Source organism: Paraburkholderia sp. 31.1, from assembly GCF_014397645.1.
GTDB classification, from domain to species: Bacteria; Pseudomonadota; Gammaproteobacteria; order Burkholderiales; family Burkholderiaceae; genus Paraburkholderia; species Paraburkholderia tuberum.
Genome location: NZ_VZQN01000014.1, coordinates 147,085 through 170,178, shown reverse-complemented (window position 1 = coordinate 170,178; position 23,094 = coordinate 147,085). Strand labels below are relative to the sequence as shown.

Here is a 23,094-nt window from a genome sequence, read left to right as displayed (position 1 = left end):
CCCGCACTTTCCGCTTCCGCAAAGCTGATCTGCCGCTTCATCGTCGATCGTCCGTCCCGTGAATTTCTTCTACAACGCCCTCGACCACATCTGCGATGACGGTCGCACCAAATAAATCAGTGTTTCCCTAGCTCGTACATCGGCAATTGGCTCGATGAAAAGGGATGACTTTGTCACCTTTTCCTCCCTTGCCGCCGAAACTTTGGCTGATCCCAAAAATTATTCGAAGTTCAGCAGTCAGATTGAACAAATGCGGAACGACTACACACCGTTCAACCTGGAAACAATGGTGAAGTCGGTAACAGAGTAATTATATTTAAGGTATGGATAAATGAGACCTCTAACAGAAGCTGAAATTGAAATGGTGTCGGGCGCCGAGACCATTACTTATACCCTGCCCGCTGGATCTTCCGTCACCACGACCCTCCTGGGTGATTCTTCGACGTCAATCACCGTCAACATACCCGGAGTTCCCAGCTACACTTGGAACAGCGGCATTGCGGTAACGTGCTTTATTCTAGGAACGGGATTCGGGATGACAGCGGGAATTTTGTCTGGAAAGCCGACAGTTGGTGCTCTCACCGACTTTCTTGTTTCTAAAAGCTGCTCTGCTGTAATGAAAGACATACAGCAACAGACTCCCACCAACGACGGGGATGGCTAAATGCAATTATGGAGTTTAAATGAAAATAGCAATGATGCGAATTAGTTGGTATTTCGCGCTAGCCTTAATCGCGATCGGCTTTAGCAGGATTCACTTTGTGAATCTCTTCGGCGCATTCATGCCGGCGTTGGCCGCGTATGTTCCTGCGTCATTGTTTTGGCTCTTTTTTGGGGCCATCGTGACAGGCAAGCGGGGAGTACCGTCTACCACATTCGGCGTGCGCACCAAGAGTTTGGGCACGATCCTGCTTTTCGCAGGGATTGCCCTATCTGTTACTTTGGTGCTCACCAATCGAACGGTCGCAGCAAGCTTTGCCATCATGCTGGCTCTCGGCGGAGCGGAGTTGATTCTGATGTCTCGTGGCGCTGAAGCGCAAAACTCCTAGCGGACCAAGAACTTCATCACCTAACCCTGTTTCAGTTGCCACCTAGCCCTCCGTCACCGGAGGGGCTAGGTGATTTTTCATGACAAATCCATACGAACCAAGTAAAACGGGTCTTTTTCGTGAGCAGGCAATTAATGCACGTCGCGACAAATACACTGGTCAGATTTTGCTTAGCTATCCACTTCCCACCTGGATATGGTCAGCGTTTGGGATCATCGCAGCGTCGCTGATACTGTGTTACGTCGCATTCGGTAGTTATACCAAGAAAGTGCTCGTAAGCGGACAAGTAGCTTAGTCTCTAGTTCCAAGTGCAACACCTTGAATGAGGTAGGGTGTTGCGATGAAGAAGAACTACAAGCATTTGAGTGCGGAAGAACGCGCGGCGATCATGATCGAACATCGAAAGGGCGACAGCATAAGAACTATTGCGGGGCTGCTGCGGCGCAGCGCTTCGACGGTGTCGCGCGAACTGGCGCGTAATTGCAGCGTGGACGCGCCGCGCTACTGTGCGACGCAGGCGGCCTCGGCCTATCGGCTGCGTCGTCGGCGCTGCGTACGGCCGCGCAAGTTGATCGAAGGCAGCGCGCTTTATCGGCATGTGCATGATCACCTGGTCTACTGGCGCTGGTCGCCGCAGCAAATCGCTGCCAAACTGCGGGCCATGTATCCAGACGACCCAAGTCAGCACGTCAGCCACGAGACGGTCTACGCTGCCATTTACACCTATGCACGTGGCTCGCTGAAACCGGCCATGATCGCAGCCTTGCGCCAAGAAAAACCGGCGCGCGGAAATCGGCGCACGACGCTTGCTGGCGGCAGCTATGTTCCCGAGGATTTGCGCATCCAATATCGCCCCGAGCAGATCGAGCAACGGTTGTCCCGGGACGTCTTCAGCTACGTGTTCATGCATTATCGGGACTACGGCAGCATGCGTGAGACACACGGCGCGACGAGATTGCCTCCGATGCGCTGGCCCTTGCTGACGGGCTCGGATTTCACACCTTCAGCCTGATCGGTCATTCGATGGGCGGCATGGCGATCGAGCGCATCGCCACATTGGCGCCCGGCGCGTGTCAAGGTACTTGTCGCCTCAGTCATGCAGCCAAAGGCTGTTTAAGTGTGGCATGCGAAGCCATCGTGACGACTGACTCGCGCTCCGGATTGAGAGTGACGGCGCCGATCGGCGTCCAGTCTCGCGTGCAGCCTGACCAGCGTGCGGGGTTGCGTTCCCGCGCCTGGACATATACCTCGTGACGCGCCGCGAGGATCACGTGATCGTCGCCGTCATGGCGCTGCGCCGGGCTGACGTAGCGGATGCTGCTGTGGCGGTGGTCGAAGTTGTACCACTGCACGAACTCGCTCGCCCAGTCGCGTGCAGCATTGAGATCGGTGAAGCCCGTGTTGGGTTGAAGGTCTGGGCTACTTCCTGCGCCGCTGATACATGAGCTTCACGATATCGGTCGTCGGCCCGCTGGTCATGAGGCGACGGATCTCGTCCATGTGAACCCAGCGACACCTGGATATTTCGTTACTCGGGCGAGCTTTGGCCCGATTCGGGATTTCGCAGGAAAACACGTGATGGTGCTTCTGCTTGCCACGGAAGTCGAAGAGATGCTTGGCCGACTTGCCGGATAGTTGAGTTTCTTCCTTGAGTTCCCGAAGTGCGGCGTCCGTGCGATGTTCTCCACGCTTGAGGATCCCGCCCGGTAAAGCCCACTTTGCTTGACTACGTGCGACCAGAAGGATTCGCTTACCTCTGCGACAGATCACGGTGGCGCGTTTCTTCAAACCGAACTCCCACTTATGCCCCAGATGCTCTCAAGACGCGCACCACACGGCGGCGTATCGGGCGTTGCCAGACATAGTTGAGCATCCTAATACAGAACAGCAGAAGCCGGTAATGTTTCGAAGCGAGGACAGCGGACGCGCGGCAGCTTAAGGTATGTCATCAACGCGTCACAATCTCGGCGTTCGAGGGTCGCTATGGTAAGGTCTCGGCAAATGAATTTTCTATCCGACTCGAGGCTGCAATGGATATGGATGGTGACTGGTCCTTGCCACGGCCAAACACTCTCTTCAAAGTCAACCGCCGGACGGCCGGTTCATCACTTTCAAAAACGAGTTCCGTCGCCAGTACCTTCTCGTCGCTGGCGGCGCCAGTGGTGGCCGAAGCCGTGCAAAGGGCAAGAGAGCTATCCACGCAGAGCGATGCAGAAGGGTTTCATCAGCTTCGCGTCGCTTTCAGAAAGCTTCGGGCTTTGTACTGGGCGTACTCTCCATACCTCGGAGAGGAATCGACCGCGCAAGCCACCGAAGAATTCAAGCGTCTTGCGGCCTTGGCAGGCGGAACCCGTGACTGGGACATAGCAGGCGATCTGCTGAGAGCCGCCAAGGAGTCCGGCGCCTCGATCGAACTGCTGGTGGCCGCGGCGCGCGAGAAGCGCGCGCAGGCGGTGGTGCATAGCCGGACGATGATCAAAAGCGACGATGTCGAGGCGTTTCTGAACGATGTCATGCTTCGCGCGCAAACCACACTGCTGTCGCGTTGCGACAATCTACCCATTCAGGCGTTCGCCGAGAAGCGTGTCCGGCTAGCACAGCGTGCACTTCAAAAGCGAAGCAGACGCGCTGCACGCAGCGAGGACACCCACGAGGAGGATCTTCACGACGTTCGAAAGGCAGGCAAAAAACTGAGGTACCTGCTGGAGTTTTTTCAACCCGTTATCAAGGGCGGACACGGTCGCACCATCAAGGAATTGACATCCGTGCAGAACAAGCTGGGGCAGTTCAACGACATTGCCGCAAGCGAGGCGCTGATTCGCAGCGCGTCATTCAATGAGGTTCCTCCCGAGGTCGTGCAGGAATCGCTGCAATGGTTGGGAAAGCAGAAGTCCCAACGGATGCGGGAGGCATCGCGGCGGGTCCGAGGCATCTCTAACTGAGGCGGGCGCGATCTGACTGAGTGGATGCCGAAGTATCACCGGGTTGTCGCGCGGTTGGCAAACGGCTGCGCTCGGCCGCGAGCAGCCGCTCACCGGAAGCATCGCCGGGACAGTCAAACGTCAGTGACAATCTGGAAAGCGGAGATCCAATCGGGACACGACGATATGCTCAGGCGCTTTTCTCGGGTGGCGAGCCGATGGTAACTCGCATGACAGGAGGGCAATCGAAGCCTTCCAGGTTAATTCTTGACAAATCAATCTGCCTACCTACCCTTAGCAGAACTTGGCAACAACTCAATCGCGTGCGCACAACCAGTAAGGCAACGACTGTTCGGGGAGATGCTTTCCAAAGTCAACGTCGATGGGTCGGTCTCCCGAAGTCAAGCTCGCTTGACTTGGCAAACGTCCACCGGCAGGTAACGGAGGGTCGTCGTGGCGGCAAGAGCGATTCATCGCGCATCGTTAAGCACGTTGGCCGGCGGCGCGCGCGGTCGATTGACGATTCCGCTGACCACGCGGCACCAGCGACTCAACTCTTTCTGCATCCTCCATGCCATATGGCTCATGGGCCTGTCACCCGTGCCGGCATTGGCGCAGCAGACGGTGACTGAACGGCCCAATCTCTCCGGGAGCGAAACGATCGACACCCCCGCCAACAACGTCCTGTTTGTTGGCACCGATAACACGAGCACCAGCTTCTCCGGCACGATCAACAATGCTGGCGTTGCGAGCGATCCAACGTCGCAACAAGGCCAGTTTGTCAAAACGGGCGGCGGAACACTGACGATCGACGGCGCAAGGATCCGGGGGGGCTCCGCATTCGTGATTGGCGGTGGACTGGCGGCGACGAGCAGCGACGCCGCCATCGACTATCTTTCGCTGGGCCTGGGCAACGCCCCAACTCTTCCCGGATCGACGTCGTCTGGCACGTTGAACGTGAGCGGCGGCACGCTAACGTTCAACTCCGCGCTCCAGGTCGGCGACTTCGGCGGCACGGGCACGGTTACGCAGACTGCGGGCAACGTCGTCTTCGGTATGCCGGGCACGCCGGTGTCGCTGAACATCGGCAACCAGGGCGGTACGGGCACCTACAACCTGGCGGGCGGAACGGTCACATTCGGCAACAGCACCACCGACTTCATGACGCTCGGCCGCAATACGCAAGGCAACCCGAGCAGCGGCACGCTCAATCTGAGCGGCGGCACCTTCAACGTGGCTGATGGGACGCTGTTCATCGGCTCGAACGTCACGTCCACGGGTAGCCAGGGCACCGGTACGATCAACCAGACCGGCGGTACCCTTGCAATCGGCAGCGCGTCGAGACTGTTCCTCGCGGCGGCCGGCAACGGCACGTATAACCTGTCGGGCGGCACACTGCAGATTGGCGGAAGTTCGCTGTTCGGCGACTTCAACAATCTGGGTGGCACCTACGCATTCAATCTCGGTGGAGGAACGATACAGGTGGTGGGTTCGGCGCTAAGCGCAGGCGTCAACGCAACGCTGGTCGGAGGCACGACGTCGACCATCGATACCAACGGCATGGGCGCGACATGGTCCGGCGTGCTCTCCGGAAGCGGGGCACTGGCCAAGGCCGGCAACGGCGTGCTCGCGCTGACCAATGCGAATACCTATACCGGCATGACGACCATCTCCGCCGGCACGCTGGCGCTAACGGGAAGCGGCAGCATCAGTTTGACCAGCGGGATGTTAAACAACGGCACCTTCGATATTTCTGGCGTCACAACCACTCCGATTCCGGGGGTCGCGACGGGCGTCGTGCCGCTGCCGAACCTGTCGGGCAGCGGCACCGTGATCGACGGCACGAACATACTGGTGGTTGGCACCGATAACACGAGCACCAGCTTCTCCGGCACGATCATCAATGCCGGCACGGCGAGCGACGCGCTGCACGGCATCTTCGTCAAGACTGGCGCAGGGACGTTCACGATCAACGGTGCGCGGATTCAGGGCGGCTCGGCTTTCGTGGTGGGCGGTGGACTAGCGGTCTCCAGCGGCAGCACCGCGATCGACTATCTTTCGCTGGGCCTCGGCAATTCCCTCGCGACGCAGGTCCCCGGATCGACGTCGTCTGGCACGTTGAACGTGAGCGGCGGCACGCTCACGTTCAACTCCGCGCTCCAGGTCGGCGACTTCGGCGGCACGGGCACGGTTACGCAGACCGCGGGCAACGTCGTCTTCGGTATGCCAGGCACGCCGGTGTCGCTGAACATCGGCAACCAAAGCGGTACGGGCACCTACAACCTGGCGGGCGGAACGGTCACATTCGGCAACAGCACCACCGACTTCATGACGCTCGGCCGCAATACGCAAGGCAACCCGAGCAGCGGCACGCTCAATCTGAGCGGCGGCACCTTCAACGTGGCTGATGGGACGCTGTTCATCGGCTCGAACGTCACGTCCACGGGTAGCCAGGGCACCGGTACGATCAACCAGACCGGCGGTACCCTTGCAATCGGCAGCGCGTCGAGACTGTTCCTCGCGGCGGCCGGCAACGGCACGTATAACCTGTCGGGCGGCACACTGCAGATTGGCGGAAGTTCGCTGTTCGGCGACTTCAACAATCTGGGTGGCACCTACGCATTCAATCTCGGTGGAGGAACGATACAGGTGGTGGGTTCGGCGCTAAGCGCAGGCGTCAACGCAACGCTGGTCGGAGGCACGACGTCGACCATCGATACCAACGGCATGGGCGCGACATGGTCCGGCGTGCTCTCCGGAAGCGGGGCACTGGCCAAGGCCGGCAACGGCGTGCTCACGTTATCCGGCCAGAACACCTTTACTGGTCCGACCAACGTTCGCAATGGCGTGCTCAATCTGACCGGCTCGTTGCAGTCGCCGGTCAATGTGGAGGCGAACGGAACCCTGGGCGGTACAGGAACGGACTTGAACACCGTCACCAATGCCGGAACGGTTGAGCCGGGCTTCGGGCTCCCGGCAGGGCAATTCGGTGCGATGACTGTCAAAAATTTCGTGGGTGCCGGCGGCACGCTCGCGCTGCGCACGTTCCTCGGTCTGGATGGCTCGCCGTCGGACAGACTCATCATCAACGGCGGCAGCGCCGACCCTTCAGCCGTACGTATCACGAACGCAGGCGGCTCCGGTGGATTGACGACGGGGAACGGCATTCTCGTCGTCGAGACAACCAACGGTGGCACCACGGCGTCGGACGCCTTTGCGCTCGTCGGCGAGGCGCGCGGTGGCGCCGAAGACTATCGTTTGTTTCGCGGTGGCGTCAACAGCAGCAATCCCGAGGACTGGTTTCTGCGCTCGTCGTTCGTCGTGCCGCCCCCACCGGGGGGAGGCGAAGAGGAACCGGAAACTGGACCTGGCACCGAGCCCCCACCGGATCCGCTGCCGCCTGGCGTCTACCCGATCATCGGGCCGGAACTGGCCACCTATGGCGTAGTTCAACCGGTCGCCCGGCAGATGGGTGTCGAGATGCTCGGGACGCTCCATGAGCGCATCGGCGACACGCTCACGACGGAGAGCGGCGGCGCTGGCGGCTCGGGCTGGGCAAGCTCCGCCTGGGGACGCGTGTTCGGCGGCCAGATCGACAACCGCTACGAGGCTTACACCGATCCGCGCGTGAGCGGCGGAGTCGGAGGCGTGCAGACCGGTCTCGACCTATGGCGTGGAAGCGTCTGGCCCGGTCATCGCGACGCTGCAGGCGTCTACTTTGCATACGGCTACGGCAGTGCAGATGTCGATGGCCTGGTCACCAATGCAGCGGCAACCGGATACACGCTGGAGCACACCGGCTCAATGCATCTGAATGCATATACAGGCGGAGGCTACTGGACGGACTACGGCCCCAGTGGCTGGTATGTCGATGCGGTTGTGCAGGGTACGCACTACGACGGCGCCGCGACCACTCAGTTTGCGAATCTGCCGGTCCGGGGTACGGGCTTCGCGACATCACTCGAGGGGGGCTATCCGATCCCGCTGCCGCTCGGCCCGGGTTTCGAGCTGGAGCCGCAGGCGCAGATCATCTGGCAGCACGTGTCGTTTTCCGACGCGAACGATGGTCTGGGTGAAGTCTCCCTCGGCTCCACTTCGGGCGCGAGTGGCCGCGTCGGCGTGCGCGGGAAGTGGACCATCGAAGGCAGCCAGGGAGCGGTGTGGCAGCCGTATGTGCGTGCCAACCTGTGGCGGGATTTCAATGCCGAGGCCACCACGACCTTCGCCAATGACCGGGTGCCGCTGAATGTGCAGGCCACGCGACTGGAACTCGCCGGCGGTGTCACCGCCAGGCTCAAGGAGCGGCTGAACCTTTACGGACAGTTCGGCTACCAGTTCGCCGTGAGTGGAGACAGCAATGTCCGCCGTAGTGGCGTCGCGGGCGATCTCGGCGTGCGCTACCAATGGTAGGGCCTCTAAAGTGCAAGGTGTCCTGCATCCCGACCTTCCAGGTCGTGGATGCACAAATGTAGGCAGGCAAAGGAGACTTATAACTGCCTTGCCAGTCCTGATATCAAGAGTCGACTACGGTCGAGAAGTCGTCAGCGATCGCCCCGGCGACTGGCCGAAGTGCATCAAAAACAGCCTCAGGATGCGGAAGCCGTCGACCGGCAGCAGCGGATCGAGCCTGTATGAAAACGCGTTGATCGCCTGAACTGGATCAACTCATTCAGCATGGGTGACCGGATGAAGCTTTAGTGCAGCGTGTAGAGAGTCTGCGGCCCCTCGGCATAGAGGGTCATGGCGACCTTCAGGATCTCATTGCGATTCCGGTCGAAGGAGGCCAGCACCTCGGCTTCGTCAGTACCGAGGGCGGAGTCGAAATGCTTCAGTACGCGGTCTTCCACAAAGAAGGTAATCTCGCGTGCTTTGTCGTATCCCCAGAACCACACGCCATGCCTGATCCCATCATAGCTGCGGCTGGGGTTGGAAAAACTGAGTGCCATGTGTCGTCCTTCGTTCTACGCCTCAGATGGACCGGGTTGCACGCTCACTACCCGCGCGGAGCGCTCCCGCTAGTGCGGATCGCCTTTCATGCTTTCGGCTTCCATCGCGGCATGCAATTCCTCATATGCCTCGATTGGTTCCATGTCCTGATCGACGAACGCGGCTGCGCGCTCAGCGGCGCTCGATGCGTCGCCCGGGATATCGCTCTCGCTGTCGTCTTCGGTACTTGGCGGCAGCAGCATGTCCTCAAGCATCCCGCGCAGCTCGGGAGTATTCCATGGCTTGCCCAGCTTGGCCTTCCTGTTCAGGTAATGACGAATTTCCGAGTCTTGCTCGGCCGTGAGCGGAAGCCCACGAAAAGTGGGGTCCGAGTGGTGATGGATCATGATGCACCTCCCGAAGCGGTTTGCGCCTTCAATGTGGAGATATCAATTTACTGCGATGAACGTTACAAGTTGCATGTGATCGTTGTGCCGCGTGTCCGCGGCCAACCGATTTACGTCTTCTTCTTGGCGACACCTTCGTTCGCAACCCGCGAACGAACCGTGCTGAACGGCTTCGTCGGCACTGACGGCTTCGCGGGTTGCTTGGGCTTTTTCGCTTCGCGAGTGCTGCGTAATTGACTCTTGGCCATGGTGTTGCTCCTGATGCGTTGCGTGACAAGGTGGTATTCCCAGCATACGCGCTTAGTCTGGTTGCGGCGTCAAAATGAACTGATGTGGAGTGTCGCTACGCGGAAAACTGACAGGGTTGGCCCATTTTAGCGAAGTGCAGCCGACACCGCCTCGTCAATCTGCAGCGCAAAGCGCGCTTCAACATCGGGCACCGTGTAGCCAATTGACAGTTCCAGATACGCGTCGCCTAGCACCAACTGAACGAATGTCGCTGCCCGCAATACAGCAGTCGATTCGTCAAATCGCTTTCGCAGAATTTTTGCCGCGAAGGCACGCACGACCTTTGCGCCATTTTCGTAAAACACCTGGCCGAGTTCCGGAAGACGCTCGGCCTCAGCGACGATGGCCCGGTAAAGCCGCAGGTAATCCGGCACGATAAGGCTTCGTGCCACCAACCACCCCAACTCGTGCAACTCGACTTCGGGTGATCCATCGGATTGCTCGTCCTGAGCCCCGGCAAGAAGTCCACCCACCTGAGCGCACATCGAGCTCACCAGACCAACGAAGAGTGCCTCCTTCGACTTGAAGTGGCGGTAGACCGTCTGTTTGCCGACACCAGCGGCCGCGGCGACATCGTCCATTGTTGCCAGGCCGAAACCTTGGCTTAAAAAAACGGTTCTCGCGCCTTCGAGGATGGCGGATCGCTTACGGCGTTGCAGCGGGCTCAGGTCGGGGAGAGAGGGTGTGTTCATCCCAGATAAATAACAGATCGCCGAGTAGTTGACAAGACTGGTCAGTCTCGTTTAGATTTGTCAAAACGAGACCGGAAAGTCTCGTTCGTGTGACTTTATCAACTTCGCAGGCAATCATCGAGGAGAACGCTATGGAACTGTTCATGACAGGTGGTACTGGCTACATCGGGCAAGCGGTCGCGCGCAAGGCAATCAGCCGCGGCCATCGGGTGACGGCGCTGGTGCGCCAGGACAGGTCGGCTGCTGCCAGCGCGCTGGCATATCTCGGCGTGACACTGCATTCCGGCGACCTGCGTGAGCCACAGGCTTTCGCTGCGACTGCCGGTGCCGCCGAGGGCGTGGTGCACATGGCGTCGACCAATGATGCTTCCGCCGGTGCCGTTGATGAGGCTGCGGCTGTAGCGATGCTTTCGCATTTGCAGCCGGGCGCGGCGTTTGTCTATACGTCGGGCACCTGGGTCTACGGCAATACGGAGGGGGAGCCCGCGACTGAAGCTTCGGCGCTGAACCCGACACCACTCATCGCCTGGCGGCCCGCAGTGGAGCAACATGTGCGGGCGCTAGCGGCGAGCCGCGCGATTGCCGCAGTGATTCTCAGGCCGGCGATGGTGCACGGCTACGGCGGTGGCGTCTTCGGCATGCTTGCCGGGATGGTCCGTCAGACCGGCAGTGTGAGGGTCGTCGGCGATGGTCGCGATCACTGGCCTGCCGTTCACGTCGACGATCTCGCCACGGCTTACCTGAGCGCGGTGGAGCAGGCGGCGAGCGGGGACGGTCGGGTCACGGGACAGATCTTCAACGTGGTCGCGGAAGATGCCGTTGCCGTTGCCGAAATGGGTGAAGCGATTCGGGCCTCGGTCGGCGCCGATCGCGTCGAACTCTGGTCGCTCGACGATGCTCGCAAATCGCTTGGACTGTTCGCTGACGCACTGGCGCTCGACCAGACAGTAAGCGGCCAGCATGCCCGCCGAGTTCTTGCGTGGGAGCCCCATGGCCCCGGCCTGATTGCGGACCTCTCTGCACAAAAACACTTTCAGCAAATCAACGGAGCATGACGATGGTGTGGAACAGTGCGTCTTTAGAATCGATCCTCGCGACGATCGTAGCGGTTCTGTTCGCGGTTGCTGGGATGGTCAATCTCGCAAGACCCGGCGCGGTGAAGCGCGACTTCGCACGCTGGGGTTATCCGGCATGGTTTCAGTGGCTCTGTGGCACTCTCGAGTTGTTGAGTGCGGCACTTCTTCCTGGACGACAAACCAGAGTCTTAGGCCTAACGCTGGCCGGTGCGATCATGATCGGTGCGCTCTTCACGTTGCTACGAAATCGGGAACCGTTCCGGCATCTCGCCCCGGCGCTGATCTTCTCGGCTCTCATTGTGGTTACTGCGGCGGTCCGCGGTTGAGGCTTCCTTGCCACCAGGCGAGTGAGCCCGGGACGCTAACAGGCCGTGCGGGCAATCCGTGCTGCAGGTACTTGAATACGCGCACGGATAGCTGCATTGGAGCAACTCCAGTTTGATCGCGTGCGTCATGCGTCCGCTTTTTGTAGCGATGGCTGGGCGCTCCGGGTCGCCTGCCGCAGATCGCCGCTTTACGTGCCACGGGAAACGGTCCCTCATGCATGGGGCAGCGCGCGGCCACTACCGGCCATTCGTGGCGCATATCGCCGGCGTGGAAGATGGGATCGGAGAGTCGCCCGACGTGCCAGAGCTGGGAGACGATCAGACCGCCGGCTGCGTGAACCGCAGAGGTCACCTCCTTCCAGCCCGCGACCTGCTTTTCCGTCCAGATTGCCCGCGCGCGACGAGCGGGCGCTCCGGCGCCTTCAGTGCGGCGCCGGAGCGTCGAGATAGACGCCTGCCGACAACCCGGCCTTCACCTGCCGCGTGAACTCGTCGGTGGACACTTCCTCCGCCCCTGCCTCGATCGCGTCGTATGCCTGACGCACAACGTCGGCCGGCGTCGCCTTCGGCACTTCCAGCCCGCGCGTCAGATCCGTATCGATAAAACCGGCATGCAGCCCGACCACCTGCGTGTGCTGCTCGCGCAGCGAGTGACGCAGGCCGTTGGTCACCGCCCACGCGGCCGACTTCGACACGCCATAAGCCGCGAGGATCGGCCGGTTTATCCAGCTCTCAACCGACAGTACGTTCAGGATCGCGCCGCCGCCGTTGCCGGCAAGGTTGCCCGCGAACGCCTGCGACATCGACAGCATCCCGAACACGTTGGTGTCGAAGTGATCGCGTAACGCGTCGAGCGCGCCGTCGTCCGTCAGACTGCCGAGCCGCGCGATGCCCGCGTTGTTGATCAGAAGCGTGACGTCGCCCGCCGCGTCGGCGGCAGCGGCCACGGCCGCCGGATCGGTCACGTCAAGCTTCACGGGCACGACGCCCGGCAGCGTTACGCTGGCCGGATCGCGCGCGCCCGCATAGACCTTGCGCGCTCCTCTTTCGAGCGCCTGCTTCGCGAACTCAAGGCCAAGCCCGCGGTTCGCACCCGTCACGAAAACAACAGCACCTTCGATCTTCATATCTCATCCTTTCGCATGATGAATCGCATGTGCGCCGGTTCGCAGCGCGCGTGAAATCCGGAGAAAACAAACCTGCCCTTGCGTACCGAACCGTTGCGCCGCCGAACGGCGCCAACGTCGGTCGCCCGCCGCCCGCCGCCCGCCGGCATCAAAGAACCGCGATGAACCTGGACTGCCATCCGTGCCACGCCGGCGTTGCTTCGCGTTGTGCGCGAAAGTCGGCTACACTCATCTCAATGTCGATCACCATCGTCTTACGGCGCATTGTGTCGACGTAATTACGGCATGTCAATGGTGATCGACATTGTGTTTTTCAATCGACGCGATCGCTTGTATAAGGGAGAGATCGATGGGGGTGTCACGACAGCAGGCCGCCGAGAACCGCAGCGCGATCGTCGCGGCCGCCGAGCGGCTTTTCCGGGTACGCGGAGTCGATGCCGTGGGGCTGACGGAGTTGATGAAGGAAGCCGGTTTTAGCCAGGGCGGCTTCTACAACCACTTCAAGTCGAAGGATGCGCTGGTCACCGCGGTCATGGAAAAGGCGATGCAAGACTACGCGGATTCGCCAAACGGCGGCAGCCTGGGGAAGCAGGCGGCACGCTACCTGTCCGCCTCGCACCGCGACAACGTCGCAGCAGGGTGCCCGCTGTCCGGCTTCGCTGGCGACGCTCCGCGGATGACCGACGCGGCGCGTGCGTCCTACACGCGCGGCCTCGCCACGTATCTCGACCGGCTTGCAGCCATGATCGCCACGGAAGGCGCGACGACGGAACAAACCCGTCGCGATGCGATTGCAGCGTTCAGTCAGATGGTCGGGGCGCTCGTGCTGTCGCGTGCGATCGCAGGCGCCGATCCAGCCTTCGCCGACGAAATCCTCGACGCGGGGCGGCGCACGCTCGTCGACGCGCTCGACGACCCGGTCACGCCGGACAGCGGGCGCCGCAGCAGGTCGGATGGCTGATACGCCGCCTGCGGCCCCGGGGCCCTGCGTGGGAATGCGTAGGTCGGCGGGGGGCGTCCAACGTGAAGTTGCCTTCAACATTGACAATCCGGCGGACGTATCCTGGATATGCGTGTGCAAACAGCATCGCGATCGATCCGCCTATCGAGTGACCAACGACATCAACACGTCTTGCTCCGAAGCGTGCGTCAACGAACCCGCGGATATGCTCGACTTGCGCGAGTAAGGAAATCTGCTCGAACGGGACCGACCGATGCTTTCCATAGCCGCGCAAATCGGGGGAGGCGTGCTTGGGTTCGTATTGCCATACGTCCAAGGTTCCGATGAAGCCGTGAATGAAAATGACGGGCGGGTCGTTCTTCATATCGGTCGTCCTCTCTTTGGACGTGTTTCGGTTTTCTTCAGTTCGTCATCAAGTTCTTCGAGTTCAAGCAAATGAGTCCGATCGTGGTCAAGTAACTCACGCACGAGTTCTTCGAGAGTCATGCGCCGCACACCATCGCGGAGCCCGCAACGCATAAGCTACTCCGCTTGCAACCCGGATTGAATGGCACATGAACCGGATTCTGGACGGCGTCCACGCTTCGTCAGCCTATGACACGACGACTGTAAATTCGACCCCTGATTCAAAGTCCAGCGTCGTGGTCGAAAAGCGCGGATCGTCGTCGAGGTAGTGCTTGTATGGCCGAACGGCGTCCTCGGCGATGTACATGTTGTCGGCGAGAACGATAGATCCCGGGCGTAGCAGGCGCTCAATCTGCTTGAACAGATTCAGATAGGTGTCGGCCCAGACGTCGATAAACACCATGTCGAAAGTGCCGTCCAGTTCGGAAACGGTCTGGAAGACATCGCCCTCCCGCAGCTCAACATAAGCGTCTACGCCCGCCGTTCTGACGTGGGCCCGAAGTTGTGCGCACTTAACAGCATCGAGTTCAGTCGCTACAACCGTGCCACTGCCTAACGTGCGAAGGGCCTCGGCGAAATACAGCGTGGACACGCCGCAGGAACTGCCGAGCTCGAGGATTCGAGCCGGCTTGTGCGAAAGCACCATGTTGCGTAAGAACCGTCCCGTTTCCGCTGACACGGCTAACGATAGAGGAGTGCCTTGCGAGGATTCGAAATCTTCGCTCGATAGCCCGAGCGTTTCGAGAAACCTTCCACGGAGTCGAGGTACGAGCGTTTCGTATTCCTCCGCGAGACTCAGAAACTCTTCGCTCGATCCCTGAAATTGCGCCTGTGCGCGGGCTATCACTTCTGTCTGGCTCTGTTCGTGAAGCTGTCGCAGAAGATCCGTGGTTGATGAAGCCATGCGCGCTCCTTGAGGAGATCGATAATACTGACCACTGCGCCAGGCGGCCTGCGCTTTTCTTAAAACGCGTAACGCTATGCCGTTCTGACGAGCTTGATCGCGCGTTCAGGGCACGCCGTCACACAAAGACCGCACGACCGGCAGGCGTACGCGTTCGGTGTGTAGGCGACTTTCATTCCATGCACGCGTAGCTTGAGGCGGTGCATCAAATCGAGGCAGAGATAATCGACGTCATCGATGCGCCGGATCTCAAACACATTCTCAGGGCAGACCTCCAGGCAATCGCCCTTGCCTTCGCAACGTTTCAGGTCGACGACTGGCGCAATCACGCCCGGCTTCTGTTTGCAGTCGCCCGTTGATTTCTCGCGCATGGTCAATCTCCCGCGCGCCGGTCGCGGCCCGATCGCCATGCCGTCTGGAAATGCTCCCGTTCTTCGGGCGTCATCGCTTCCCATTTGCGCCAGTGACGCCGTGCGCGCCAGCCGCCGTGTCCGCGGAATCCGCCAAACAGGATGCGGCTCAAAACCAGCAAGCCCAACGCATGCGCGAAGTCGATCGCACGGGCGCCAACGAATAGCGCCGGAATCACCCAATTCCATAGCGTCATGACCACCCATCCGAGCACGGCTATGGCGACCACCACCAGCAGCGCTTTGCCCACACATCTGATTCGAAACTTCATCCCTCGACTCCTCTATATATCCAGTTCGTCATAAATGGCCTGCAGTCGGGCGCGCAGATGCAAGACCGCGTAGCGTTTGCGCGCGAGCAGCGTATTGAGCGTGACACCGCTTTCCGCCACCATGTCTTTGAAGGACCGCCCCTCCAGCTCGTGCGCGATAAATACTTCACGTTGATTCGGCGGCAACTCGTCGAGCGCATCCTGCAAGGCCTTGAGCAACACAGCGCGAGCGTAGAGGGCTTCGGGGCCAGCATCGTGCGCCGGTAACGTGAGGTCGAGGCGATACTCACCGCTGGCGTCGTCCTCGGCCTCCGACAGATCGGTCAGCGGTTGCTCCTTCTTCTTGCGAAAACGATCGATGATGCGATTGCGCGCGGCACGGAAAAGCCACGCGCTCGCCTGTTCGATCGGAGCGGGAAGCCGGTAAGCCTGCACGAATTCGTGGAACACATCCTGCAGGATGTCTTCGGCGTCGTCCGGGTCGCGTATTCGACGCCGGATAAAATTGACGAGCCTCGTGCGCTCACGCACCACGGTCGCGGTGATGTCGCTGTCTCGGTCGGTCATCGGGTGCGAGGTGGGTGGCGGTTCCATGCGCCTGAAGACGTTTCAGGAGCGCGAATATTGTGGTGAGCGCGAAAAATCTTTCCTTGAGCAACTGCCGGTTCGCTTGAGGCAGTGCGTGACAGGGTTGTGACCATGGATTGACCGGAAGACGTGGGTGCGTTTCCGTAGCGATGCCGCGCAATCCAACCAACGTCCATTGGACCGACACCCGATCCAGGCATAACCGCGTTCGTTTCAGAAAGAGCCGCCGCAACGACAACCGCGCATGTAAGTAGAATCGTCAACATTCGGCCCGGCATTTGATGGCCGTTCCCGATTGGCGAGACACAGCGATGAAGGTAACGATTGCGTACATCGAAGAACCCCCGTTCGGTTGGACGGAACCAGATAGTACCCCCACGGGCGCTGACATCGATCTGGCCGACGCGGTTCTTCGGGCGATCGGCGTAACCCGGATCGAGCATAATCCGACGTCGTTTAGTGAACTCCTGCCCGGCGTTGAAGCAGGCAGGTGGGATATGAACGTTCCGCTGTTCGTCACACGCGAACGCGCCAATATGGTCGCGTTCAGCGTCCCGGTATGGGGGATCGCAGACGGTTTTCTGGTTCGGACTGGAAACCCGAAAGCGCTCGACAGCTACGTGTCGCTTGCCAAACGCGCTGATGCGCGCCTTGGCATCATAGCCGGACAGGTACAGCACGACTCAGCGAAAGCGTCTGGCGTAAGCGAGGACCAAATAGTCGTCTTCGAGCATCAGGCCGACGCTGTCGAAGCGGTTCTCTCCGGCGCCGTCGATGCGTATGCGAGCACGGCCTTGGGGAATCGGATCATTGCGAACCGGATCGGAGGCTCAATGCTCGAGGCTATCGAGCACGAACCGGGAACGAAGGGCAAGCAGCAGAAGCCTCCGCTCGGGGCATTCTCGTTCAATAGGAGTAACAGCGATCTGATCCAGGCGGTAAACAAAGCCCTTCGTTCATATCTGGGCTCGCCAGATCATCGTGCTCGCATGGCGGAATTCGGCCTGACAAACAACGAGATCGATCCCGCTCTCGCGGGTCGAGTATAAGACGGGCGTCGGCCAGGTGCTGCACCGAACCGCAAAATGCTACGATTGCCCACCGTTATATCCCTTGAGGGTCTCGCCCACGTTCATGATCAAACCCGCCTCTCTGCTTATGTCGACCGCACTCGCCACGCCGCTTTCGGCTATGGCGCTCGGCACCGATAATCCAGACTACGATCAATGCATTCTGGGTTCGCTAGGAAATAGCCAGAGCACTTTCGCGGCACGCGTGATTAGCGATTCGTGCAACGCGCTTTACAGAAATGGCGCACTGCTTCTGCCGCGGGAAAAGTCGTATCACGTGTGTGTGCTGCAGAATGTGCAAACCGTGCGAGGGGCATTTGCGGTTCAGCAGATATTGCGGGCATGCCGGCGTCAGAATCAGATGTGAGTCAGGGCAGTCAGGACCTGACATCGCTGGTGCTCAACCACGCGTGGATGTGACGATCATCACACGCACTGCTCAGGCGCACATCGCCCCGCATAAGCAATACCGCCGCTCTCGCATCAAGAGCGGCGCTTCTCAATTGCGCGCTTAGCGCTACATTCCAATGGTCATTTCGCCGCCCGCGCTTGTGCCGGTGTTCGTGCCCGTGTTCGTACCTGAGCTCGACGTCGTATTCAGATCGATTCTTCCGTAGACGCCATCGGCTTCGTCATTCGGCCCCGCCGCGAAGAAGAGCGTGCTGGAAGGCTGATTGCTGAGATCGTTGCCGAACGCGATGCCCCACGCGCCCAGCTCGACGATCGGACTGCCGTTCGGTCCATTGATCTGTCCCATCGACTGACCGCTCGACGCGTTGAACGCATTGGTCGGCCCTACGGCGGTGCCCAGGCGGTGATGGTGCCGCCTTCGCCCGTGAAGATGAACGCAGCGACTCCAGACTTGCCGTTTTCCGTGACGCGGAAGCTTTGTGTTCCATTGAAAACGATGCCCGTGGGCGATGCGGAGCCGTTCTTGCCGTCGGGTATCGTGACGACCAGCGATTGCGGCACGCCATCGCCGTCATAGAGCGTCGCGACGTTGGTGCCGTTGTCCGCGACCCAGACGAAACCTTTGGGATTGAAGGCCACGCCCCAAGGGTTTTTCAGATTAGCGTCGGTGTGTGCAGCGGGCACCGCGCCATCGGATACGAGGGCCGTCGCTGCGAATGACGACTGGACGGATGGGCTCGCGCTGCTCGAACTCGAGCCACTGCCGCCACATGACATCAGAGTCGCGACGGCCGCGCCGCATGCAACGACGCCGAATAGAGCGAGTAGAGACTTCATGACCGCACTCCTTGTTCTGCGCAAAGGACCTAACGGTCAATGAACGAGAACGGCGCGGGATTTATTCCGGCGGAGAGCGGCTTATTTCGCGGCAGATCTCGTGCGATCCATCCAATGGCTGGAGTCGCCCCACGACCGCCACTCGGTGCGCCGCCGATCGCTTCGCTACCTACAAAAGCACGCGGCACGCTGTTTGCGACATTGCTGTAGCGCAGGCGGCAACTGTCTGCGTCTATCTTCGAGTCCAATTAAGGAGGGGCGGATCATGAGCAAGGCAACCATCACACTAGTCGCGGCCGTCGCCGCACTCTCGCTGTCGGGCGGCGCTTTTGCGCAGGCGGCCGGAGGCCAGAGCGGCAGCGGTTCGACCGGTACAGGCGGCAGCACGGCTAGTCCGTCGAACCAGATGAACGGCGCAACGACGGGCGGCTACGGCATGCCAGGCACCACCAACTCGGACAGCGGCATGGGCGCCAAGGCACCGAACTCGGGCCTGCCGAGCAGCAATAGCAGCTCGACGTCTGACACCACCGCCGCTCCGAAGAGCAACAACACGCTGGCGACCCCGAGCGTGGTGTCGCCAGCCGCTACCGGCCATTGACAGCTGGTAGAAATGACCGTCAGCCGCGAATCAGCGCAAGCACAAAGGGCTGCGATCGCAGCGACATAGGTGCAATTGCGACCGGCGCGCAGTTTCCCGGATAGCAGGCGCTAGCTAATACGACCGATCTACGCGGTTCCATGCTGTCGCTATTCGACATTTCTCCACCGGGAATTACGCGCCGGGTTTCCAGGCAACGCATGAACTCCAGGATTTACGGCTCGCATCGGAAGCCGCGGAGCCGGGTAGGCCGCGCGTTGCCGGTCACTCGATGCCGTGCAGGAGCGTATGGCCGTCACACGCGAACCCATTTTTCACAATATCGATGCCAGTTTGGGCAATCGAAGCTCGGTCAATGGGTTGCATGTGACGCGTAGTGGCTGGAGAGAGGCGCCTGGCATGAGCATGCGGCCCACCGCCTCCCTATTGAAGCCTCATGGAGAGGCTCAAAGCCACGTGCCCCCTTGCCGCGCGCTCGGCTCTTGCGCAAGCGCATCGAAATCGTGAATCCAGTCGAGGTGATGCAGCATGCTGTCGCGCGCCCCTAGCCGCGCGTTGCGTTCCTGCGCGGCGGGGCCGTCCGGCAGATGCAGCACGTCCGCGGTGCTGATCGACGCGTACTGCACCTTGCGCGTGCGGCCCCGGCGCAGACGCTCGTAGGCTTCCTGCGCTTCCCGCCACTTACCCGGGCCCGCCTTGGCGAGTTGCGCGGCCAGCACCACGGCATCCTCGATCGACTGGTTGGCGCCCTGGCCGTGATGCGGCACGAGCGCATGCGCGGCATCGCCGATCAGCGTCACGCGGCCCTTGCTCCAGCGGCCAAGCGGCGGACGGTGAAACAGGCCCCAGCGCTGACTGATCGGCACGGCCGTGATCATCTGCACGACGGCCGGATGCCAGTCCTTGAACAGGCGCAGCTGCTCGCCTTCGGTCGACGGCATGACCCAGTCGCGCGACGGCCACGGCGACGGATGACGCTCGACCAGCAGGAAGTTCTGATCGCCCTTGTCGCCGATCGGATAATGCAGCAGATGGCCGCCGGGCCCGACCCAGAACTGGATCGTCTCCGGATCGGGCAACAGGTCCATGCGCTCGGCCGGCACGATGCCACGAAAGCCCGAGCAACCGGAATACAGCAGGTCGTCGTAGCCGAGCATCCAGCGTCGCGTAATCGAGCGTGCGCCGTCGGCGCCGATCACGAGATCGGCATCGATGCGCCGACCGTTGTCGAACGCGAGACTCACGCGATCGGGATGCTGCACGAGATCGACCAGGCGATGGCTGAGCTCGATGTGGTCGAGACCAACTGCCTTCGACAGCACCGCCTGCAGATCGGCGCGATGAACGCCCCAGTACGAGCCACCGAACTGCTCGCGATAGCTGGGCATGCCGCGATGATGTCCAATGACGCTGCCGCTGCGGCCATCACGATAAATGAGCCCGGGGACTTCGGCGCACACGTTTTCGAACGCGGAGCGTAGCCCCATGCGCTCATAAAAGCGCGTCGCGTTGGCCGACAGTGCGACGGCCGCGCCCACTTCGCGCAACTCATCGGTCTGCTCGTAGAGTTGCGCATCGATGCCATGTTCGCGTAGTGCGAGCGCCAGCGTAAGGCCGCCGATGCCGGCGCCGACGATCGCGATGCTTAGATCCATCCGGTTCATGATTGTGTCTCCAATATGCGGGTTTATCGATTCGGGCCACTCTGGAACGCGCGCCCGGCGCGTCGCATGCGGATACCGTGTTGGTATTTTCAGCACTAGACGATCATTGCTCAATAAGATGAAATGAATCTACTTCATCACTGAAATGAATGACCTTAGGTCATGCCGAGACCATGGAACTGAGCGATCTCGATCTCAACCTGCTGCTGCTGTTCCAGCGGCTGATGCAGGAGCGGCGCGTGGCGAGCGTCGCCGAGCAAATGAACATGAGCCAGCCGGGCGTCAGCAATGCGCTCGCGAAGCTGCGCCGCCTGCTCGGTGATCCGCTGTTCGTGCGGGCGCCGGGCGGCGTGGTGCCTACCCCGTTCGCGCTGCGTCTCGCGGAACCGGTCTCGCAGGCGCTCGCCACCTTGCACGCCGCGCTCAATCCGGTGACGGGCTTCGATCCGCTGCGCGAGATCCGTACGATGACGATCGGTATGACCGACATCGGCGAAGTCGTGTTTTTGCCCGCATTGCTGGAACGATTGTCGCGCGTCGCGCCAGGCATCGCGATGAATACGGTGCGCAATACGAGCGTCAATCTGAGCAACGAAATGGCCGACGGCCGGGTCGACCTGGCGATCGGTCTATTGCCGCAGTTGAAGGGGGGTTTCTATCAGCGGCGTCTGTTCGATCAGCGCTACGTCTGTCTGTTCAGGCGCGCTCACCCACTCGAGGACGCGCCGCTCACGCTTTCCGCGTGGCGCGAAGCCGAGCATCTGGTGGTGGTGTCGGCCGGCACCGGCCACGGTCAAGTGGACGAGTGGCTGAAACGGCGCGGCGTGCGGCGTCAGGTGCGACTGACGGTGCCGCACTTCATGAGCGTCGGCTACATCCTGCAACGTACCGACCTGATCGCCACGGTGCCCGAGCGCCTCGCTCTGGAGTTGGCCACGCCGTTCTCGCTCAGCCTGCGCGCGCTGCCGATGACGCTGCCCGCCGCGCCGATCCATTTGTTGTGGCACGAGCGCGTCCATCAGGATGAAGGCAATCGCTGGCTGCGCGAGGTCGTGATTGACCTGTTCGCCGATACCGTGGCGCGTGGCAGGCGAGCGCGGGACGTGAGGAAGAAATAGGCCTCCGTTTGTAAGCGTCGAGCGGAAGCTTCGCGCTTACTCGAACGTTCCGGTTCGGACTTCGCCGTTGCGGGTGTAGCGCGTGATCAGCACGCCGCCGGGGGTGCTCGTCGCGTGTGCCAGCGTGAAGGCGGACGCTTGCGCATCGTTGCCGAACAGGCGTTTGCCGTGCCCGAGCATGACGGGATAAATCAGGAGTTGGAGTTCATCCACGAGGCCCGCCGCCAGCAGTTGGCGCACCATGTCGCCGCTGCCGAACGTCAATAGATCGGCACCGTCCTGAAGTTTCAGCGCGCGTATCGCGTCGGCAAGGTCGCCCTTCAGTGCATGACTGTTGTGCCAACCGAGCGTATCGGATCGATGCGTGGCCACGTGCTTGGGGACCTGATTGAACTGGTCGGCCATGTCGCGGTTGCGTGAATCGGCCGGTACATATGGCCAATAAGACGCGAATATGTCGTACGTGCAACGCCCTAGCAGCAACTCGAACGGCTGCGCGAGCAGATGATGCACACTTGCGCCGACCGCTTCGTCGGCGTAAGGGACGATCCACCCACCCAAACGAAAATCACCACTGGCATCCTCCTCGAGCGCGCCGGGGGATTGAGCGACGCCATCCAGACTGAGGAACATGGAAACGATGTGCTTGCGCATGATGTGCTCCTGGGCGATGAACCTGATCGGTTCCATCTATACGACGAACGAGTCGCGTGCGGATCGACAATCGACGTCCGCACCGGGTGAAGCCGCGCGAGCGAGCATCGCGCGGTCGGCGCACAATGACTGGACCCACGGGTGCCTGCGCCGCAGGTGTGAAGGTGCGCACCACTCGCCAGCGCATGGTCGGAAGATCGCCCGACACAGTGATGCGGACATAGCAGCCGGCGTAACGTCCGGTCGCCCGTGGCATTTCGTTCGATGGCCGATGGGTCTCAGCGGCCGTATTTGGCGTGCCCGTGCTACGCGTGGCAAGACGCGAAGCAGCCGCATCTGCCAGACATTACAAAAAAAGCACTGCTGTGGCCTGCCCACACAGTGCAC

General features: G+C 60.9%; 24 protein-coding genes and 6 pseudogenes. 14 read left to right on the top strand and 16 right to left on the bottom strand.

Features of this window, described 5'->3' with window-relative positions:
• Positions 1 to 331 precede the first annotated feature (331 nt).
• From F6X37_RS13485 to F6X37_RS36815, 4 genes and pseudogenes are all read left to right on the top strand, one after another.
• Positions 332 to 664 carry a hypothetical protein gene (locus F6X37_RS13485; protein ID WP_187611647.1) on the top strand — a complete coding sequence of 111 codons (333 nt, stop codon included), beginning with the start codon at positions 332 to 334 and terminating at the stop codon, positions 662 to 664.
• A 19-nt stretch (positions 665 to 683) separates the two neighbouring features.
• Positions 684 to 1,049, top strand: a complete 366-nt coding sequence (locus F6X37_RS13480; RefSeq protein ID WP_143037224.1) for a hypothetical protein — start codon at positions 684 to 686, stop codon at positions 1,047 to 1,049.
• A gap of 340 nt (positions 1,050 to 1,389) precedes the next feature.
• A pseudogene (locus F6X37_RS13475) lies at positions 1,390 to 1,866 on the top strand (transposase); the annotation flags it as partial.
• 18 nt (positions 1,867 to 1,884) lie between these two features.
• Positions 1,885 to 2,114: pseudogene (locus tag F6X37_RS36815) on the top strand (alpha/beta fold hydrolase); the annotation flags it as partial.
• A 29-nt stretch (positions 2,115 to 2,143) separates the two neighbouring features.
• On the opposite strand, the pseudogene F6X37_RS13470 reads toward F6X37_RS36815, so the two are convergent.
• Together F6X37_RS13470 and F6X37_RS13465 are read right to left on the bottom strand one after the other, a co-directional pair.
• A pseudogene (locus F6X37_RS13470) lies at positions 2,144 to 2,455 on the bottom strand (IS3 family transposase); the annotation flags it as partial.
• 13 nt (positions 2,456 to 2,468) lie between these two features.
• On the bottom strand, positions 2,469 to 2,837 hold the full coding sequence (locus F6X37_RS13465) for an NUDIX hydrolase (RefSeq protein ID WP_090807757.1): 369 nt from the start codon (positions 2,835 to 2,837) through the stop codon (positions 2,469 to 2,471).
• Between the two features lie 242 nt (positions 2,838 to 3,079).
• Here F6X37_RS13465 and F6X37_RS13460 point away from each other — a divergent pair, with 242 nt between their 5' ends.
• Positions 3,080 to 3,991, top strand: a complete 912-nt coding sequence (locus tag F6X37_RS13460) for a CHAD domain-containing protein (RefSeq protein WP_187611646.1) — start codon at positions 3,080 to 3,082, stop codon at positions 3,989 to 3,991.
• Between the two features lie 564 nt (positions 3,992 to 4,555).
• Positions 4,556 to 8,380: an autotransporter outer membrane beta-barrel domain-containing protein gene (locus F6X37_RS13455; protein WP_187611645.1), complete on the top strand. Its 3,825-nt coding sequence runs from the start codon at positions 4,556 to 4,558 to the stop codon at positions 8,378 to 8,380.
• Between the two features lie 284 nt (positions 8,381 to 8,664).
• Here F6X37_RS13455 and F6X37_RS13450 read toward each other — a convergent pair whose 3' ends face one another.
• Positions 8,665 to 8,916 (bottom strand): DUF1488 domain-containing protein, encoded by a 252-nt coding sequence (locus F6X37_RS13450; protein WP_018425166.1) that lies wholly within the window; start codon positions 8,914 to 8,916, stop codon positions 8,665 to 8,667.
• 69 nt (positions 8,917 to 8,985) lie between these two features.
• A complete protein-coding gene (locus F6X37_RS13445; protein WP_090807765.1) occupies positions 8,986 to 9,303 on the bottom strand; it encodes a hypothetical protein in 318 nt (105 codons plus the stop codon).
• On the opposite strand from F6X37_RS13445, the gene F6X37_RS13440 reads away from it, so the two are divergent.
• Positions 9,295 to 9,540 carry a hypothetical protein gene (locus F6X37_RS13440; RefSeq protein WP_187611644.1) on the top strand — a complete coding sequence of 82 codons (246 nt, stop codon included), beginning with the start codon at positions 9,295 to 9,297 and terminating at the stop codon, positions 9,538 to 9,540. The two genes, F6X37_RS13445 and F6X37_RS13440, sit on opposite strands and share 9 nt — an antisense overlap.
• Positions 9,541 to 9,677: 137 nt before the next feature.
• On the opposite strand, the gene F6X37_RS13435 is transcribed toward F6X37_RS13440, so the two are convergent.
• Positions 9,678 to 10,283 (bottom strand): TetR/AcrR family transcriptional regulator, encoded by a 606-nt coding sequence (locus F6X37_RS13435; RefSeq protein ID WP_187611643.1) that lies wholly within the window; start codon positions 10,281 to 10,283, stop codon positions 9,678 to 9,680.
• Positions 10,284 to 10,414: 131 nt separating this feature from the next.
• Between F6X37_RS13435 and F6X37_RS13430 the strand changes: the two genes are divergently transcribed.
• Both F6X37_RS13430 and F6X37_RS13425 read left to right on the top strand, forming a co-directional pair.
• A complete protein-coding gene (locus F6X37_RS13430) occupies positions 10,415 to 11,338 on the top strand; it encodes an NAD-dependent epimerase/dehydratase family protein (protein ID WP_187611657.1) in 924 nt (307 codons plus the stop codon).
• Positions 11,339 to 11,340: 2 nt separating this feature from the next.
• Positions 11,341 to 11,685, top strand: coding sequence for a DoxX family protein (locus F6X37_RS13425; protein ID WP_187611642.1), 345 nt, complete (start codon positions 11,341 to 11,343; stop codon positions 11,683 to 11,685).
• Positions 11,686 to 11,941: 256 nt separating this feature from the next.
• Here the strand turns inward: F6X37_RS13425 and F6X37_RS13420 are convergent.
• Positions 11,942 to 12,076: pseudogene (locus tag F6X37_RS13420) on the bottom strand (alkene reductase); the annotation flags it as partial.
• Between the two features lie 31 nt (positions 12,077 to 12,107).
• Positions 12,108 to 12,812: an SDR family oxidoreductase gene (locus tag F6X37_RS13415; protein WP_187611641.1), complete on the bottom strand. Its 705-nt coding sequence runs from the start codon at positions 12,810 to 12,812 to the stop codon at positions 12,108 to 12,110.
• A gap of 349 nt (positions 12,813 to 13,161) precedes the next feature.
• On the opposite strand from F6X37_RS13415, the gene F6X37_RS13410 reads away from it, so the two are divergent.
• Positions 13,162 to 13,773: a TetR/AcrR family transcriptional regulator gene (locus F6X37_RS13410; RefSeq protein ID WP_187611640.1), complete on the top strand. Its 612-nt coding sequence runs from the start codon at positions 13,162 to 13,164 to the stop codon at positions 13,771 to 13,773.
• Here the strand turns inward: F6X37_RS13410 and F6X37_RS13405 are convergent.
• From F6X37_RS13405 to F6X37_RS13385, 6 genes and pseudogenes are all read right to left on the bottom strand, one after another.
• Entirely contained in the window at positions 13,733 to 14,137 is a 405-nt protein-coding gene (locus tag F6X37_RS13405; RefSeq protein ID WP_187611639.1) for an alpha/beta fold hydrolase, read from the bottom strand. The genes F6X37_RS13410 and F6X37_RS13405 overlap by 41 nt on opposite strands.
• A pseudogene (locus F6X37_RS36810) lies at positions 14,134 to 14,295 on the bottom strand (DinB family protein); the annotation flags it as partial. The pseudogene F6X37_RS36810 and the gene F6X37_RS13405, both read right to left, overlap by 4 nt.
• A gap of 70 nt (positions 14,296 to 14,365) precedes the next feature.
• A complete protein-coding gene (locus F6X37_RS13400; protein ID WP_187611638.1) occupies positions 14,366 to 15,082 on the bottom strand; it encodes an O-methyltransferase in 717 nt (238 codons plus the stop codon).
• Between the two features lie 74 nt (positions 15,083 to 15,156).
• Positions 15,157 to 15,453 (bottom strand): 4Fe-4S binding protein, encoded by a 297-nt coding sequence (locus F6X37_RS13395; protein ID WP_187611637.1) that lies wholly within the window; start codon positions 15,451 to 15,453, stop codon positions 15,157 to 15,159.
• Between the two features lie 2 nt (positions 15,454 to 15,455).
• Positions 15,456 to 15,764 carry a hypothetical protein gene (locus tag F6X37_RS13390; protein ID WP_187611636.1) on the bottom strand — a complete coding sequence of 103 codons (309 nt, stop codon included), beginning with the start codon at positions 15,762 to 15,764 and terminating at the stop codon, positions 15,456 to 15,458.
• A 12-nt stretch (positions 15,765 to 15,776) separates the two neighbouring features.
• Positions 15,777 to 16,358, bottom strand: coding sequence for an RNA polymerase sigma factor (locus F6X37_RS13385; RefSeq protein ID WP_187611635.1), 582 nt, complete (start codon positions 16,356 to 16,358; stop codon positions 15,777 to 15,779).
• A gap of 305 nt (positions 16,359 to 16,663) precedes the next feature.
• Here F6X37_RS13385 and F6X37_RS13380 point away from each other — a divergent pair, with 305 nt between their 5' ends.
• Both F6X37_RS13380 and F6X37_RS13375 read left to right on the top strand, forming a co-directional pair.
• Positions 16,664 to 17,401, top strand: a complete 738-nt coding sequence (locus tag F6X37_RS13380; RefSeq protein ID WP_187611634.1) for a transporter substrate-binding domain-containing protein — start codon at positions 16,664 to 16,666, stop codon at positions 17,399 to 17,401.
• An 85-nt stretch (positions 17,402 to 17,486) separates the two neighbouring features.
• Positions 17,487 to 17,789: a VF_A0006 family four-cysteine protein gene (locus F6X37_RS13375; protein ID WP_187611633.1), complete on the top strand. Its 303-nt coding sequence runs from the start codon at positions 17,487 to 17,489 to the stop codon at positions 17,787 to 17,789.
• A gap of 150 nt (positions 17,790 to 17,939) precedes the next feature.
• Here the strand turns inward: F6X37_RS13375 and F6X37_RS13370 are convergent.
• Positions 17,940 to 18,670, bottom strand: a pseudogene (locus F6X37_RS13370) (TIGR03118 family protein).
• Between the two features lie 265 nt (positions 18,671 to 18,935).
• Between F6X37_RS13370 and F6X37_RS13365 the strand changes: the two are divergent.
• Positions 18,936 to 19,271, top strand: a complete 336-nt coding sequence (locus tag F6X37_RS13365; protein WP_090807789.1) for a hypothetical protein — start codon at positions 18,936 to 18,938, stop codon at positions 19,269 to 19,271.
• A 446-nt stretch (positions 19,272 to 19,717) separates the two neighbouring features.
• Here the strand turns inward: F6X37_RS13365 and F6X37_RS13360 are convergent, their stop codons facing one another.
• Positions 19,718 to 20,935: an FAD-dependent monooxygenase gene (locus F6X37_RS13360; protein WP_187611632.1), complete on the bottom strand. Its 1,218-nt coding sequence runs from the start codon at positions 20,933 to 20,935 to the stop codon at positions 19,718 to 19,720.
• A 173-nt stretch (positions 20,936 to 21,108) separates the two neighbouring features.
• Between F6X37_RS13360 and F6X37_RS13355 the strand changes: the two genes are divergently transcribed.
• Entirely contained in the window at positions 21,109 to 22,053 is a 945-nt protein-coding gene (locus tag F6X37_RS13355; RefSeq protein ID WP_184030178.1) for a LysR family transcriptional regulator, read from the top strand.
• Between the two features lie 36 nt (positions 22,054 to 22,089).
• On the opposite strand, the gene F6X37_RS13350 is transcribed toward F6X37_RS13355, so the two are convergent.
• A complete protein-coding gene (locus tag F6X37_RS13350; RefSeq protein WP_187611631.1) occupies positions 22,090 to 22,707 on the bottom strand; it encodes a dihydrofolate reductase family protein in 618 nt (205 codons plus the stop codon).
• Between the last annotated feature and the right edge of the window lie 387 nt (positions 22,708 to 23,094).

Bases quoted from the DNA above. Each gene is read 5' to 3' on its own strand.
- F6X37_RS13485 (WP_187611647.1), top strand. From the start codon at position 332: ATGAGACCTCTAACAGAAGCTGAAATTGAAATGGTGTCGGGCGCCGAG.
- F6X37_RS13480 (WP_143037224.1), top strand. From the start codon at position 684: ATGAAAATAGCAATGATGCGAATTAGTTGGTATTTCGCGCTAGCCTTA.
- F6X37_RS13460 (WP_187611646.1), top strand. From the start codon at position 3,080: ATGGATATGGATGGTGACTGGTCCTTGCCACGGCCAAACACTCTCTTC.
- F6X37_RS13455 (WP_187611645.1), top strand. From the start codon at position 4,556: ATGGGCCTGTCACCCGTGCCGGCATTGGCGCAGCAGACGGTGACTGAA.
- F6X37_RS13450 (WP_018425166.1), bottom strand. From the start codon at position 8,916: ATGGCACTCAGTTTTTCCAACCCCAGCCGCAGCTATGATGGGATCAGG.
- F6X37_RS13440 (WP_187611644.1), top strand. From the start codon at position 9,295: ATGGATCATGATGCACCTCCCGAAGCGGTTTGCGCCTTCAATGTGGAG.
- F6X37_RS13445 (WP_090807765.1), bottom strand. From the start codon at position 9,303: ATGATCCATCACCACTCGGACCCCACTTTTCGTGGGCTTCCGCTCACG.
- F6X37_RS13435 (WP_187611643.1), bottom strand. From the start codon at position 10,283: ATGAACACACCCTCTCTCCCCGACCTGAGCCCGCTGCAACGCCGTAAG.
- F6X37_RS13430 (WP_187611657.1), top strand. From the start codon at position 10,415: ATGGAACTGTTCATGACAGGTGGTACTGGCTACATCGGGCAAGCGGTC.
- F6X37_RS13425 (WP_187611642.1), top strand. From the start codon at position 11,341: ATGGTGTGGAACAGTGCGTCTTTAGAATCGATCCTCGCGACGATCGTA.
- F6X37_RS13415 (WP_187611641.1), bottom strand. From the start codon at position 12,812: ATGAAGATCGAAGGTGCTGTTGTTTTCGTGACGGGTGCGAACCGCGGG.
- F6X37_RS13410 (WP_187611640.1), top strand. From the start codon at position 13,162: ATGGGGGTGTCACGACAGCAGGCCGCCGAGAACCGCAGCGCGATCGTC.
- F6X37_RS13405 (WP_187611639.1), bottom strand. From the start codon at position 14,137: ATGAAGAACGACCCGCCCGTCATTTTCATTCACGGCTTCATCGGAACC.
- F6X37_RS13400 (WP_187611638.1), bottom strand. From the start codon at position 15,082: ATGGCTTCATCAACCACGGATCTTCTGCGACAGCTTCACGAACAGAGC.
- F6X37_RS13395 (WP_187611637.1), bottom strand. From the start codon at position 15,453: ATGCGCGAGAAATCAACGGGCGACTGCAAACAGAAGCCGGGCGTGATT.
- F6X37_RS13390 (WP_187611636.1), bottom strand. From the start codon at position 15,764: ATGAAGTTTCGAATCAGATGTGTGGGCAAAGCGCTGCTGGTGGTGGTC.
- F6X37_RS13385 (WP_187611635.1), bottom strand. From the start codon at position 16,358: ATGGAACCGCCACCCACCTCGCACCCGATGACCGACCGAGACAGCGAC.
- F6X37_RS13380 (WP_187611634.1), top strand. From the start codon at position 16,664: ATGAAGGTAACGATTGCGTACATCGAAGAACCCCCGTTCGGTTGGACG.
- F6X37_RS13375 (WP_187611633.1), top strand. From the start codon at position 17,487: ATGATCAAACCCGCCTCTCTGCTTATGTCGACCGCACTCGCCACGCCG.
- F6X37_RS13365 (WP_090807789.1), top strand. From the start codon at position 18,936: ATGAGCAAGGCAACCATCACACTAGTCGCGGCCGTCGCCGCACTCTCG.
- F6X37_RS13360 (WP_187611632.1), bottom strand. From the start codon at position 20,935: ATGAACCGGATGGATCTAAGCATCGCGATCGTCGGCGCCGGCATCGGC.
- F6X37_RS13355 (WP_184030178.1), top strand. From the start codon at position 21,109: ATGGAACTGAGCGATCTCGATCTCAACCTGCTGCTGCTGTTCCAGCGG.
- F6X37_RS13350 (WP_187611631.1), bottom strand. From the start codon at position 22,707: ATGCGCAAGCACATCGTTTCCATGTTCCTCAGTCTGGATGGCGTCGCT.